Here is a 13,534-nt window from a genome sequence, read left to right as displayed (position 1 = left end):
GTTAACTATTGATTGTGCCAAATTTAGGCAATAAACCTTGAGGTCAAACTTATGCACAATTTTCTATTTTTGTTAATTCTAGCCAAAACTTACTGCCTTGATTCACTCTTGATTCTACACCTATTTTTCCGCCAAGTCGTTCGATTCCTTTACGAGCGATCGCCAAACCGATTCCGGTTCCTGGATAGCTCTCCACTCCGTGTAATCGCTCAAAAACGCGAAAAATTTGCTGTTGTTTGTCCGCTTCAATCCCAATGCCATTGTCTTCTACCCAAATTCTCACCATTTCGCCTCTGGTGTCTGTACGGATTCTAACTTTTGGCAAATTGTTTTTGTTAACAAATTTTATGGCATTTGTCAAGATATTGGCGAGAACTTGAATCAAAATTGCCTCATTAGCGAGTACGACGGGTAAAGGTGACTCGACGATAATTTCTGCTTTTCGTTCTTGCAGCGAAACTTCAAGATTGTTTAACACTTGCTCAACCACTGAGGACAAATCTACAGGTTCAACTGGAAATTTGTTACGAGTTATGCGAGTATAGTCGAGAAGGTCTTGCACCATTTCAGTGAGACGTTGGGCAGCGTTACGCAAACGACGAGCATAATTTTGACCTTCAGAATCTAGTTGTTGAGCGTAATCTTGTAAAAAGATGCTGGAAAATCCTTGAATTGCTCGCAAAGGTTCTTGGAGATCGTGAGAAACTGAATAAGCAAAAGCTTGTAATTCTTCGTTAACTTCTTTGAGTTTGTTAGTGCGATCGCTTACGCGTTGTTCGAGAGTTTGGTTAAGTTCGCGAATGGCTAGTTCTGCTTGTCGGCGATCGCTAATATCTTCGACGATACCATCAAGAAAACTTTTACCATCAATTTCGATCTTAATTTGTTTTACCCTCAACCAAATCTTCTTCCCCTCTGGCTGCTGTAACTCTAATTCTCGCTGCTGTTTACTAGCTATTTCCGTTCGATATAACTGGGATAAATCCAACTGTTGCGCTTCAGACAAAGAATCAACGCCGATAATTTGCAAAAAAGCCGCATTAGCTTCCAACAACTCACCAGCTAAATTAGTGCGAAATACCCCAACATCGAGATTATTCAACAAAGATTGAAAACGCAACTCCAATTCAGCAGTTCTTCGCTTCAATTGAGAACTTCGCCAAACCGAACGCACCGTCACGGGTAAACGGACAAAATGCTTTGGTGACTTAACCACATAATCATCAAGTCCTGCTTTCATCGCTTCCACGGCAATTTCTTGAGTTCCAGTATTGGTAAACATTACCACAGGACGAAAGCGATCGCGCTTTTTCACCGCTTGCAAAACTTTTAACCCATTACTCCAACGAAGTTGATAGTCAGTAACTACTAAATCATATTTATCTGCGGTTATTGCCGCTTCTAGACCTTGGGGATCGATAATTTGCTCGATCTCCAACTGAGCAAATTCCCGTTTTAATTCACGGACACATAACAAGCGATCGTCAGGGTTGTCGTCTACGAGCAAAATTCGCAACACAGGTTAATTCCCTTAAATTTAAGCTGTTTCTAGAGAAGGATGCTCGTTAAGTAATAACCAATAAATATTGAGATTTGCGATTAATTCCATTAAATCCTCAAAAGCCACTGGTTTAATTAAATAAGAATTTACGCCAATATCGTAAGCTCGGTCAACATCTTGATTTTCGCGAGAAGAAGTTAAAACTACTACCGGCAAACGTTTGACTCTTGGCTGATTTCTCAACCAAGTTAATACTTCCAAACCCGATCGCCGAGGTAATTTCAAATCTAATAACATAATTACAGGCAAAGGATAAGTTTCTCGGTCAGCATATTTTCCTTCACCACTAAGATAACTTACAGCTTCATCTCCATCTTCTACCACAATCACCGGATTAGCAATTGTTGCACGACGGCAAGCTCTTTGAATCAAGAGAACATCATTGGAATCATCTTCTACTAATAAAATAGGATATTTATTTGTTGGTTTCATTTACTTTTTTATTTATTAAGCTAAATTTTGACCATTTCTTAAGATTGGTGAGAATTTTCTCTATTAAGTTAACATTTTTCCCCAAATAACGGAAACTATTGCTGATTTTTTTCACTTTTTGGCAAAGAAAGCCAAAAACGACTTCCTTGACCTAGAATTGATTTTACTCCACAACTACCACCTAAACGTTCAATACCTTTGCGCACGATCGCCAAGCCGATTCCCGTACCTGGATAAGTTTCGACTCCATGCAAACGCTCGAAAACGCGAAAAATCCTTTCTTGGTGTTCGGGAGCGATACCGATACCATTATCTTCTACCCAAAGATAGAGGCGATCGTTTTTTTCTTCTGTACGGATTCGTACTTGAGGTGGGACTTCAGGAGGAACAAATTTAAGGGCATTAGTTAATAAATTCAGCAAAATTTGCTGGAGAATCCGACTATTAGCAATGACGAATCCGAGGGGTTGTTCGACTTTTACTTGAGCTTGTTGAGCTTGCAATTCGCTTTCCAGTTCAGATAATACCTGAGCGATCGCGACTTGGAGATTAACTCGTTGTAATTTAATATCGGTACGACCCAAACGACTGTAAGCGAGTAAGTCTTGGATCAAATTATCCATCCGGGCTGCGGCATTAACAATGCGATGGGCATAATTTTGACCAAGTTCATCAAGTCGATCGCCATAATCTTCCAGTAAAGCGATCGAAAATCCTTGCATTGCTCGCAGAGGAGCGCGAAGATCGTGAGAGACAGAATAAGCAAAAGCTGCTAATTCTTGATTAAGTTCTTCGAGTTGTTGAGTACGTTGTTGTACTCGTGCTTCGAGAGAGGCATTAAGTTGCTGAATTTCGGTTTCTGCTTGGTGGCGTTCAATTGCGGTCGCGAGGACATTAGCTATAAGCTGAAGAAAATTAATGTCCTCGTGGCTAAACTGGCGATGAGAAGTGGTATGAGCGCCGAGGATGCCAAAAGGACGGTTTTTTCCGGAAATAATTACACTCATGCCGCTAATAACTCGATGTTCTCTGAGTAGTGGCGGACCGCTAAAACGAGTTTCGGTGCGTAAATCTTCCACCACGACTGGTTCGTGGGAAAGTAAAGTATAACCCGCTTGGGAATCGAGGTCAGTACCCACAGTAGCTTGACCGACAAGTCCCGGTTGCCAACCGACTCCAGAGCGCAGCAGTAAAGAGTTACCATCGGGTAATAGCTGCAAAACCTTACAATACTCTACATGGAGATTTTTCGCGACCAGGTCAGTAGCGCAAGCAAAAACTACATCAAGATCCATCCCTAAAAGTGCTAATTGACTGAGATCGCCAACGGCGGCTTGTTGTTTGAGGCGAAGTTGCAAAGCTTGTTCTGCTCGCACGCGATCGCTAAGATCGACGACAAAACAAACACCATAATTTTCCTCTTCGGCGGCGATCGCGGCAACCCCAACTAAAACCGGAACCCGACTACCATCTTTACGAATGTATTCTTTTTCGATAGTATCGGAAACTCCTGTCTCTGCCAGTTTTTGATTTTGTTCTCGATCTTGGCTGCTGTATTCTGGGGGAGTTAATTTAATCCAAGAAAGTTCTCCTGCGGCTAAATCTTCGCGAGTATAACCAATTAGATTGAGAAAAGCATCATTCGCATCAAAAATCGTCCCACTTAAGTTAGCGAAGAAAACGCCAATAATATTAGCTTCTACTAAGCGACGCAAACTTGCTTCACTTTGAGCTAAAGCTAATTGTGCCTGTTTGCGCTGAGTTATATCCATTGCCATTGAAATTACCATACGCCCGTTGTTAGGGAGAATGCCTAAAGGAGCAGAACTAAAATCCCAAATCCGCTTGTCGCCGCTAGCCGTAGTAATCGTAAATTCACCTTCGTCGATGCGTTCGTTTAAATCGTACAAGCGATCGATTTGCGATCGCACAATTTCCTGACGTTCCCCATAAGCTTTTTCTGTCCATTCGGCGATCGTCGGAAGATCTTCTGGAGTATATCCGGTTAATTCTGTCCAAACTCGATTGATTTGCAGTATTTTACCATTTTCTGCATGAATAACCACTGGAAAAGGAGCATTGACGATCGCCTGACGAAATCTTTCTTCGCTGGCGGCTAAAGCTTGTTGATTTTGCTTAGTTTCGATCGCGACTGCGGCTAATCCAGTGGATAATTCGATTAATTCCCAATCGTTTTTGCTGGGGGAGCGAGGAGTAGGATAGTATATTGCAAATGTGCCAATAACTTCACTTTTACTGTTCCAAATTGGGATCGACCAACAAGCATGAAGTCCAAATTGTAAAGCGTAATCTCGATAATCTCGCCAAAGAGGATCGCTAGCAATGTCGGTAACGATAACTGGTTCGCCTCGATAAGCTGCGGTGCCACAACTGCCAACATTTTCGCCGATTACTAAACCATTTGCCATGAATTTTTTAAAGTCTGCGGGCAAACTTTCAGCCGCAGCATAATGTAAGATCGTTTTTGTTTCGTCGAGCAGGAGAATTGTACATAAAGCTTGTTCGGCTTGAGATTCAATTAAAGTAGTAATTGCTGCTAAAGTTTCTGAGAGTGGCAAATCCCAAGCAATTCTTTCGAGAATTTTATTTTGTCCTCTCAAGATCGTTTCTGCCCGTTGTCGCAAGCGCAATTCTCGACGTAAAGATTTATTTGTGGCTGCAAGTTCGGTAGTTCTTTCTCTAACTCGATTTTCTAATTCTTTGGTGAAGTTGGCTAGGGCTTTTTCGGCTTGTTTGTGTTTGCTAATGTCTCTTCCTTCGGGAACTAATAAAATTACTTCTCCATTTTCGTCGCTAATTGGTTTGAGGGAAAAATCAATCGTGATTACCTGATTTTCTTTACTTCGAACATCCACTTCATAACGGATAAATTCACCTCTAGCGGCAAGAGCGATCGCGTTTCGCAATTGTTGTTCGGTTTCTGTGTCTGGAATCCACCAACGAGGTTCCCAAAATGGTTTACCAATTACGTCTTTTTTGGCAACTCCGCTAAATTCTAATGCGGTTTGATTTACTTCTAAAATTGTCCCGTCTGGTTTGAGTAGTCCGATAAATTGAAAAGTCTGGTTGAAAATAGCGCGGAATTTATCTTCGCTTTCTACAAGTTCTTGAAAATATCGATCTCGCTGCAAATCTAAACGATCGAGTTTGTTGGCATTTAACCAGAGTATTAAGGAGAAAACTATGACATTACCGACGCTAAATAACGCAATTATCCAAGAATTTGTGGCTATTTGATCTTGAAAAATTATTAGCAACAACCATCCTAGTAAGGTAGGAAAAAGAATTGTCACTGGTAAAAGATTGCGGAGAGCAACGCCCCCAGCATTTTGACTGATTAAAAGTTTCATTACACCTTTTTCGGGAACTGTAAACAAAATTCCTAATGATAAACAAATAAAGCTAATTGCCGTGTGAATTGCCATCCCGGTTGGCGAACCAATCCCGTAAAAAAAGATAAGATGGTAAGCGTGTCCAGTTAAGGCAACAAAAGCAATTAAAAAAGTAATTATGGCAAAACAATGTGCCGGACGATAAATTCTTTTAATTAACAGCAGTAAGGCTAAGGCGATTAATAAAAAACTAATTGCTGTATTGGGAGCCATTTTGCCTTTGGCTGCGGCATCTACGGAGTCGGGTGCGACTTTGAAAATTAGTTGGTCGATGCCTAAGTTTAGTTGAAAAGTATACTGAATTAGGGTAACTAAGGCAATGATTAATACCAAAAATAAGCAGCTATAAATTAAACAATAGCTGCGGGTAGGATTTGGCGAGTTTCTTTGGTATACTTGTTGCCAGATGTTTAAGGCAATTGCGCTTAAGATTAGCGCGATCGCTGTGCTAGATTTCATCGATACTGTCCCCGGAATGACACTCTTGAGGATGGCAATTTTGAATGTCCAACCAAGGATTACCACACAGCCAAGACAAATGACGGTAATAGTGGCAATTTTACCTAGCAATTGCAAAATCTGAATTAATTTTGCCTTTTCCGATCTATTTATCCTTCTTTGGTCAGATGACATTTGCTTTTAATAACTTGAAAATGAAGAAACTCCAGCAGGAAAAATGACAAGACTTTAATTGATAATCATTAGTAGTTGGTTCAAAATCCTAGTCTAGTTGTACATTTTCTAGTTTCCTCTAGATAAGAGCCATTTTTTTACAAAAATTAATGAGAACAAAGTTGTTTTTATGGTAATTGTACTTACATTTTGCCGAAAATAGGTAAATCGATCGCCAAAATCGACCCTAGGGGGAGTGTAAAAAAATAACACCTTAGCTTAAAATTGACGGAAATTTGCTCTCAAGTGAAATCCGGATAGTGACGAAGAAACACCGATCCAGGAATTTGCAGTCAGGGACTTGGTTTCCCGATATAGACGAAATTTGACGGTGAATCTACCGGATTTGAGGACGTTAGTAGTTAAAAATCGGTCAATCTCTTAATGTTGAAAGTTACTCCGATTCCACAAAGGTATTATTGGCTAGTTACGGCTTTGATTGCTGCGGGAATACTATTTCAGGTAAAATCTCCTTTACAAGAATTAACAGTTGTCCCTTGGTTGTTTGGTGCAATTGGTTTGCTAGCGATCGCCTTACCGAAAAAAAAAGCCGATCTCGTCGTCGAACAACTCAAGCGCGATCGCCTAATCGTGCAAAATCTCCCCCAACTAACCTGGATAATTGACGCCGATAGCACTGGAAAATATTTTAATCAGCGTTGGTTCGATTATACTGGCTTGACAGAGGAGCAAAGTCATGGTATTGAATGGCAACAAGTTATTCATCCAGAAGATCGTCAAGATTGGCAAAAGGAAACTGAAGGAGAATTTACTTGTCGCCTGAAACAAATTGATGGAGAATATGGCTGGCATTTACTGCAAATAGTAAACTTAGAAAAAGAGCAAAAGTTAATCGCAGCAACGAAAATCAACCAGCCAAAACAGACAGATTTAGCGAAAAAAGAAGACGAATCGAAAGAATTATCATCAAGGAATTGTCTCTTAGAAAAAGAGATTAATTCTCAATCAAGTCAAATTGAAGAATGTGCGGATTGTGCAGGAGAAAAGGTAAATATAGCCCAATTAGCTCAAGAGCAATTTTTTTTAGCAGCATTACTAAAAAGCGCGCCCATCGGCGTAGCTTTTCTCGATCGCCAGATTCGTTTTGTTAAAGTTAATGAATATCTAGCTAATTTAAACAAAGCTAGCCCCAAAGCACATATCGGCAAAACAGTTTGGGAGATCCTACCCAGCAAATTAGCGAATATTCTCGATCGGCGCCACCGAAAAATTTTAACGACCGGAGAAGCAGTTTTAAATTTAGAAGAAACTAATTTAGGAGAGGTACCCGCAGGAGAAGAACGGTACTGGTTAAGTAACTATTTCCCCGTACGTTGCCAAAATGCAGAAATAATCGGGATTGGCGTAACAATCACCGAGATTACTGAATACAAAAAAGTCCAACAAGCACTACACGAACAAGAAGAAAAATTCCGTAGTTTAGCAGAAAATTCACCCGATCTAATTTCTCGCTTCGATCGCCAATTACGCCATCTTTATGTGAATCCTGCGCTTACCAAAGCAACGGGAAGATCTCCAAAAGAATTTATTGGTAAAACTAATGCCGAAATAGGCTTTCCCGAACAATCAGTAAGGGATTGGCAACAGCGAATAGAAAATATTTTTCACACGGGAAAAGCTGACTTTTGGGAATTTGAGTTTACCTCACCAGCAGGATTGCGCTACTACCAAACTCAAACAGTAGCAGAATGGGGAAAAAACGGCGAAGTAGCCTCAGTAATGAGTATTTGTCGAGATGTCACCGATTATAAACAAATTGAGATAGCTCTGCGACAAAGTGAATCGCGCTTTCGGTGTATTTTCGAGTCAAACTTACTCGCGATCGCCTTTTGGAATACTAACGGCACGCTCGTCGAAGCCAACGAAGCTTTTTTGCAACTTCTAGATCGCGATCGCCGCGACTTAGAAACAGGAAAACTAAACTGGCAACAATTAACTCCCCCAGAATATCAACACCTCGACGAAAGAGCGATCGCTCAAATGCACGAAAAAAAAGTTTGCACGCCTTTTGAAAAAGAATACTTTCGTCGCGACGGCACTCGCGTCCCCATTCTCTTCGGTGCAGCATTATTAGAAGAGTCTCAAAGCGAAGGAGTTTGCTTTCTCCTCGATCTCAGCGAAACTCAACGTCAAAAAGCCGCACTCGAAAAAAGTGAAGAACAGTTTCGCACCTCAATAGAAAACATTCTCGACTGTTTTGGCATTTACTCAGCCATTCGCTCCCCAGAAGGCGAGATCGTTGATTTTCGCATCGAGTACGTCAATGCCGCAGCTTGCAAAAATAATTGCCTCAGCTTTGAAGAACAAATTGGTCGCGGTTTGTGCGAAATTTTGCCTGCTCATCGCGATAGCGGCTTATTTGCCGAATATTGCCAAGTAGTCGAAACCAGACAACCGTTAGTGAAAGAATCGCTAACTTACGCCGATAAATACGGATTTCGCTATCTCGAAAGAGCCTTCGACATCCGAATTGTACCCTTTAGAGATGGCTTTGTTGCCACTTGGCGCGACATCAGCGATCGCAAAGAAACCGAAATCGCACTCGAACAGTTTCAAACCCGCTTTAGTCGGCTAGCAGAAAATTTACCTGGCGTCATTTATCGCTATTATCAGTACAACGATCGCCAGAAAAAAGACAAATTCACCTATATTAGTTCTGGCTGTCAAGACTTATTTGAACTAGAACCCCAGGCGATCGCAGCTAACGCCGAGTTACTTTGGTCGTTAGTCCATCCTGACGATCTTAATGCCTTTGAAGAATCAGTTTCTGCGGTAGCCGATACAGGCAATTCTTGGCGACACGAATGGCGAATTATTACTCCCTCCGGTCAAATCAAATGGATTAGCGGACTAGCTAAAGCTACTCAGCAATCAGATGGCGGTTTGATTTGGGATGGTTTACTACTCGATATTACTGCTCGTAAGCTTTCCGAACAAGCTTTGAGTGAAAGTGAATCGAAATTTCGGCGTTTATTTGAGTCAAATATTATCGGCGTAATTTTTCCCGATCTTGAAGGGAAAATTTCCGATGCGAACGATGCTTTCTTAGCAATGGTCGGTTATACCAAAGCTGATTTAGAAGCAGGAAATTTGCATTGGAAAAAAATGACTCCACCGGAATATCAAGAATTAGATCGCCAAAAAGTCAGAGAAATTTCTACGACGGGAATTTGTACGCCTTATGAAAAAGAATATTTTCGCCGCGATGGCACTCGCATACCAATTTTCTTAGCAGGTGCTTTGTTAAAGGGATCGAGCGAACAAACTGTTTGTTTTGTCATTGATTTAACCCAACGCAAACAAGCCGAAGCCGAACGCGAGATTCTCTTAACTAGAGAAAAAGCTGCTCGTGCAGAAGCCGAAGCAGCTAACCGAGTTAAAGATGAATTTTTAGCAGTGCTTTCTCACGAATTGAGAACCCCCATGAACTCAATTCTCGGTTGGTCAAAACTATTACAAAGAAAACAATTTAACAAAGCGACAACGGCGAAAGCTTTAGAAACAATTGCCCGGAATGCCCAAATTCAACATCGCTTAATTGAAGACTTGCTCGACGTTTCTCGAATTTTACGCGGCAAACTTTCTCTTAATGCTACTGAAGTATCTTTAACGCCAATTATCAAAGCAGCTATTGAAACTATTCATTTAGCCGCAGAAGCCAAGTCAATTGAAATTATTACCAACTTAGAAATAGAGAACGATCGAGTTAAAGGAGATTCTAACCGACTGCAACAAATAATGTGGAATTTACTTTCTAATGCGGTAAAATTTACACCAGAAGGCGGCAAAATTGAAGTCCGACTTGATGAGGATCGGCGCCAAGCGAAAATTGAAGTTCGAGACACGGGTGAAGGTATCGATCCAGAGTTTTTGCCTTTTCTGTTTGAATACTTCCGTCAAGAAAATAGTAGCCGGACTCGCTCGTTTGGCGGTTTGGGATTAGGTTTGGCGATCGTCCGTTATTTAACTGAGTTACACGGTGGCAAAGTTAGTGTTTATAGTGCCGGAAAAAACCAAGGAGCCACATTTACTGTTACTTTACCTTTATGTGAAATTAAGCAAGATAAATTCAAACAGCAACCCAAGAAAGCTAATTCTGTTTCTTTGGCTGGGGTGAGAATTTTGGTAGTAGAAGATGAAGCTGATAACCGCGAATTAGTTAGCTTTATACTCGAACAGTCAGGAGCAATTATTGAAGCTGTAGCTTGTGCAAAAGAAGCATTAGCAAATCTGGCTTCTTCTCAGTTCGATCTTTTGATTAGCGATATAGCAATGCCAGAAATGGACGGTTACGAGTTAATTAAGGAAATTCGCGCTGGAGAATCAACAGCCGCAATTCCCGCTATTGCTCTCACTGCTTATGCTTCAGAAACTGAGCGAGAACAAATTCTTGCCGCAGGTTTCCAAGTTCATTTAAGTAAACCAGTACCGCCGAGAAAGCTAGTAGCGCAAATTATCAAGCTTTTAAGGCAAAATCCCTAATAAGCGATAAAATAATTAGGCGAGACTGTTGGTGTATCCAGCTATGGAAAATATTGAGCTCCTTGATGCGATCGTTGCAGAACTAGGTTCTTTAGTTATTGAAGACGAAAAACTCAAAAGTCAAATAGTTGCTTTGCGAGCAGAAGTCGAACAAATTAAGCAGGAAGCAGCTACAGATCGAGCTAACTTGAATAAATTTCAATCTGATGCCGAACAACTTAGAGACTCGTTAGCAAAACTTCGTGCGAGTAAGGCACAATCCAGAGCTGATGCTGCTCAAAATAGAGCTAATTTAGCCCAACAAGAAGCTAATTTAGCCCAACAAGAGGTAGATAAATATAATTCAGTGACTTCCGATGAAGCTACTTTAGCACAAGATGAAGCCGATCGAGTGCAAAGACGAGCTGATGAAGCTCAAGATCGAGCAGATATTGCTCAAACTAGAGCTAATCTTAGTCAATGTCAAATGCTAAATAACGAAGAAAATTAAGTTTGACAAATTTAGTTTTTTTTAGTCTAAATACTGAGAGTAATATTTGAATTTAATTGATCATGAAGATTCGCCCTGAAAATAGCTCGGATTACTCAACTGTTGCTAAGGAATTATTAGCTATTATTGTTGCTATTTTCAAGGAAGTCGTGCTAGTAATTTAGAGTTAATTAAAAAGCTTGAATGGCGATTGAAAATCAATTGACTTTTTAACTTAGAGTTGCTGTAAATAACTTAACAAATCTGCCATTTCTTGAGGACTGGGTTGAAATTTTGGCATTGGTGGGGTATCGCCGCTAATCACTTGTTCGATCAAATCTACTGGCGATCGCCGTTTGGAAACGTTATGTAAACTCGGTCCGACATTACCTTCGGCGGTGACACCATGACATCCAGCGCAATTGATTTCAAACATGGCTTGTCCTTTGACTGGATTTCCTGTCTGAGAGAAAACTTCTTGAATGTAGGGATCGGAAACCCGGTACATTTGCATCGCTAGAATGCTAGCCAGGATTGCCAGCACCACCGCCATGACGATGAAAGTTATTCGTTGAGTGATAATTTTGGGATTGGCGAACTGGTTATCCACGGTTTTTTCCAGCATTTTTTTCTAATAATCGCTTTTTGCTTAGGTCGTTTGGTGGTAGATGAATTTTTTACCTCAATCTAGTCATTTTTGGGGCAACGTAAGCTACATTTTTTTCCACAATTATTTTTATTTATACACATAGCTTAAAATTTCTCCACTGAGTAAGCAAGCTCAAGAGGGCAGAATTGAGAGGTGGTGGAACTGAAACGCCCTCATCGAGTAGGATTATCAAAAGATATAAAAATATAACAAAGGAGACAAAAGGTGATCGAACCATTGCTGTTGGGAATTGTCTTGGGTTTAATTCCCGTTACTCTGGCTGGACTCTTCTATGCGGCTTGGATGCAGTACAAGCGCGGTGACAACCTGAAGGTTTAACACTTGGAAATCCTTAGCCTTCTGCTACAGGGGGCTGAGGATTTAAACTGGACAATAAAAGCTGAGGGCTGTAGTTCCATAGAGTTTTTCGCCGCAGAGAGAGAGTTGCTGGATTTCTGTGGCTGTCCAAGTTTGAGGATCGTGTTCGATGGCTATTCTTCCTTCTGCTTCGAGAAGTTGATATTCGGCGATCGCTGCTAATACCGGATCGTATAAGTTACTTGCATAAGGGGGATCGAAGTAAATGCGGTCAAATTTCTGTCCTGCTAAGGCTTTTAGACGCGCTACTACGTCTCCGCGCAAAATTTTGAATTCTTGTCCATCGGTGGCTACTTGCTGCCAATTTTCTCTGATAATCGCGCAAGCACGCGGATTTTTTTCGATGCCTACGACTAATTTCGCCCCTCGACATAAGGCTTCCGCCCCCATTGAGCCGTTGCCGCTACATAAATCTAACCAGCGACAATCGGCGATCGCGCCTTGCCAAATATTAAATAATGCTTCTCTTACTTTCGCTGCTGTGGGACGAGTTGATTGTCCGGGTAAGGTTTTTAACTGTCGATTGCCGTAGATTCTGATACTCACAATTTTGTTTTTTGTTGCGATGCCGGCGTTACTTTGATTGGAAAAATGTATACTAGTTTACAGATTTTCTGAATTTTTTTAGGTATCATTTTTTTATAATGGGAATCTGTGCCGAAAAATTTTTACGCTTATTTTCCATTATGTATGAACCCTTAACGATAATCATTTCACAAAAGTTAGAAAAAAGCAAGCTTTTTGGCGAAAAATTAGTTTCAAATATTGAAGATTAAATATAACCAAATTTAAGCAGCAACCCGAGCACGAATCAAGCGGACAAAATTACTGAGAATTTGTAACCCCAAAGTAGAAGACTTTTCTGGGTGAAATTGAACAGCCATTAAATTATCTCTGGCGATCGCCGCAGTCACAGTTTGGCTACCATGAGTAACTGTAGCCGCAGTGTAAGCAGAATCGCTCGGATCGACGTAATAAGAATGGACAAAATAAAGATAAGGATCGCTTGGTAATTGCCGCCAAAGAGCGAGATTTTTTTGGGTAAAATGTAACTGATTCCAACCCATGTGAGGAATAGTCAAATTTGGTTCCGAACGAAAGCGACGTACCATTCCAGGAATGATACCTAAACCCGGTTCATTTCCTTCTTCCGAACCATCAAAAAGAATTTGTAAACCCAAACAAATACCCAAAAAAGGTTTACCAGACGCGATCGCCTCACGAATCGGTTCCACCAAATCGCGCGATCGCAAATGTCGTACAGCCGGATCGAAAGCCCCTACTCCAGGTAAAACGATCGCCTCAGAGCGAGCAATTTCGTCAGCAGAATCAGTTATCTTAGTAGTTGCACCCGCTTTCTCCAAACCCTTACAAGCAGAGTGCAAATTTCCCATATCATAATCGATTACCGCGATCGCCGCCATCAAATTTAACTCCCTTAGCTTGCTATGTTTACT

9 protein-coding genes are annotated in these 13,534 nt (G+C 41.0%); 3 read left to right on the top strand and 6 right to left on the bottom strand.

Annotated elements, in window-relative coordinates; genetic code table 11:
* Nucleotides 1-49: 49 nt before the first annotated feature.
* From G3T18_RS03385 to G3T18_RS03375, 3 genes are all read right to left on the bottom strand, one after another.
* The gene (locus tag G3T18_RS03385; protein ID WP_224409115.1) at nt 50-1,519 is read right to left on the bottom strand and encodes a sensor histidine kinase; all 1,470 of its coding nucleotides are present in this window, start codon (nt 1,517-1,519) and stop codon (nt 50-52) included.
* An 18-nt stretch (nt 1,520-1,537) separates the two neighbouring features.
* Complete coding sequence (locus tag G3T18_RS03380) at nt 1,538-1,993, bottom strand: response regulator (protein ID WP_224409114.1); 456 nt, start codon at nt 1,991-1,993, stop codon at nt 1,538-1,540.
* A gap of 95 nt (nt 1,994-2,088) precedes the next feature.
* Complete coding sequence (locus tag G3T18_RS03375) at nt 2,089-6,039, bottom strand: PAS domain S-box protein (RefSeq protein WP_224409113.1); 3,951 nt, start codon at nt 6,037-6,039, stop codon at nt 2,089-2,091.
* A gap of 423 nt (nt 6,040-6,462) precedes the next feature.
* Between G3T18_RS03375 and G3T18_RS03370 the strand changes: the two genes are divergently transcribed.
* Both G3T18_RS03370 and G3T18_RS03365 read left to right on the top strand, forming a co-directional pair.
* Nucleotides 6,463-10,581 (top strand): PAS domain S-box protein, encoded by a 4,119-nt coding sequence (locus G3T18_RS03370; protein ID WP_224409112.1) that lies wholly within the window; start codon nt 6,463-6,465, stop codon nt 10,579-10,581.
* A gap of 43 nt (nt 10,582-10,624) precedes the next feature.
* The gene (locus tag G3T18_RS03365; RefSeq protein ID WP_224409111.1) at nt 10,625-11,071 is read left to right on the top strand and encodes a hypothetical protein; all 447 of its coding nucleotides are present in this window, start codon (nt 10,625-10,627) and stop codon (nt 11,069-11,071) included.
* A gap of 214 nt (nt 11,072-11,285) precedes the next feature.
* Here G3T18_RS03365 and G3T18_RS03360 read toward each other — a convergent pair whose 3' ends face one another.
* On the bottom strand, nt 11,286-11,675 hold the full coding sequence (locus G3T18_RS03360) for a c-type cytochrome (protein WP_224409110.1): 390 nt from the start codon (nt 11,673-11,675) through the stop codon (nt 11,286-11,288).
* A gap of 249 nt (nt 11,676-11,924) precedes the next feature.
* Here G3T18_RS03360 and petG point away from each other — a divergent pair, with 249 nt between their 5' ends.
* Nucleotides 11,925-12,038, top strand: coding sequence for a cytochrome b6-f complex subunit V (petG, locus tag G3T18_RS03355; protein ID WP_224409109.1), 114 nt, complete (start codon nt 11,925-11,927; stop codon nt 12,036-12,038).
* 42 nt (nt 12,039-12,080) lie between these two features.
* On the opposite strand, the gene rsmD is transcribed toward petG, so the two are convergent.
* Both rsmD and hisH read right to left on the bottom strand, forming a co-directional pair.
* Complete coding sequence (gene rsmD, locus G3T18_RS03350; RefSeq protein WP_224409108.1) at nt 12,081-12,623, bottom strand: 16S rRNA (guanine(966)-N(2))-methyltransferase RsmD; 543 nt, start codon at nt 12,621-12,623, stop codon at nt 12,081-12,083.
* A gap of 242 nt (nt 12,624-12,865) precedes the next feature.
* Nucleotides 12,866-13,501, bottom strand: coding sequence for an imidazole glycerol phosphate synthase subunit HisH (gene hisH, locus G3T18_RS03345; RefSeq protein WP_224409107.1), 636 nt, complete (start codon nt 13,499-13,501; stop codon nt 12,866-12,868).
* Nucleotides 13,502-13,534: the final 33 nt, after the last annotated feature.

This window comes from Oscillatoria salina IIICB1 (genome assembly GCF_020144665.1).
Lineage (GTDB): Bacteria > Cyanobacteriota > Cyanobacteriia > Cyanobacteriales > SIO1D9 > IIICB1.
This window is presented reverse-complemented; position numbering and strand designations above follow the sequence as displayed.

Excerpts from the sequence above, each read along its gene's own strand:
- G3T18_RS03380 (WP_224409114.1), bottom strand. The coding sequence starts at position 1,993 with ATGAAACCAACAAATAAATATCCTATTTTATTAGTAGAAGATGATTCC.
- G3T18_RS03375 (WP_224409113.1), bottom strand. The coding sequence starts at position 6,039 with ATGTCATCTGACCAAAGAAGGATAAATAGATCGGAAAAGGCAAAATTA.
- G3T18_RS03370 (WP_224409112.1), top strand. The coding sequence starts at position 6,463 with ATGTTGAAAGTTACTCCGATTCCACAAAGGTATTATTGGCTAGTTACG.
- G3T18_RS03365 (WP_224409111.1), top strand. The coding sequence starts at position 10,625 with ATGGAAAATATTGAGCTCCTTGATGCGATCGTTGCAGAACTAGGTTCT.
- G3T18_RS03360 (WP_224409110.1), bottom strand. The coding sequence starts at position 11,675 with ATGCTGGAAAAAACCGTGGATAACCAGTTCGCCAATCCCAAAATTATC.
- hisH (WP_224409107.1), bottom strand. The coding sequence starts at position 13,501 with ATGGCGGCGATCGCGGTAATCGATTATGATATGGGAAATTTGCACTCT.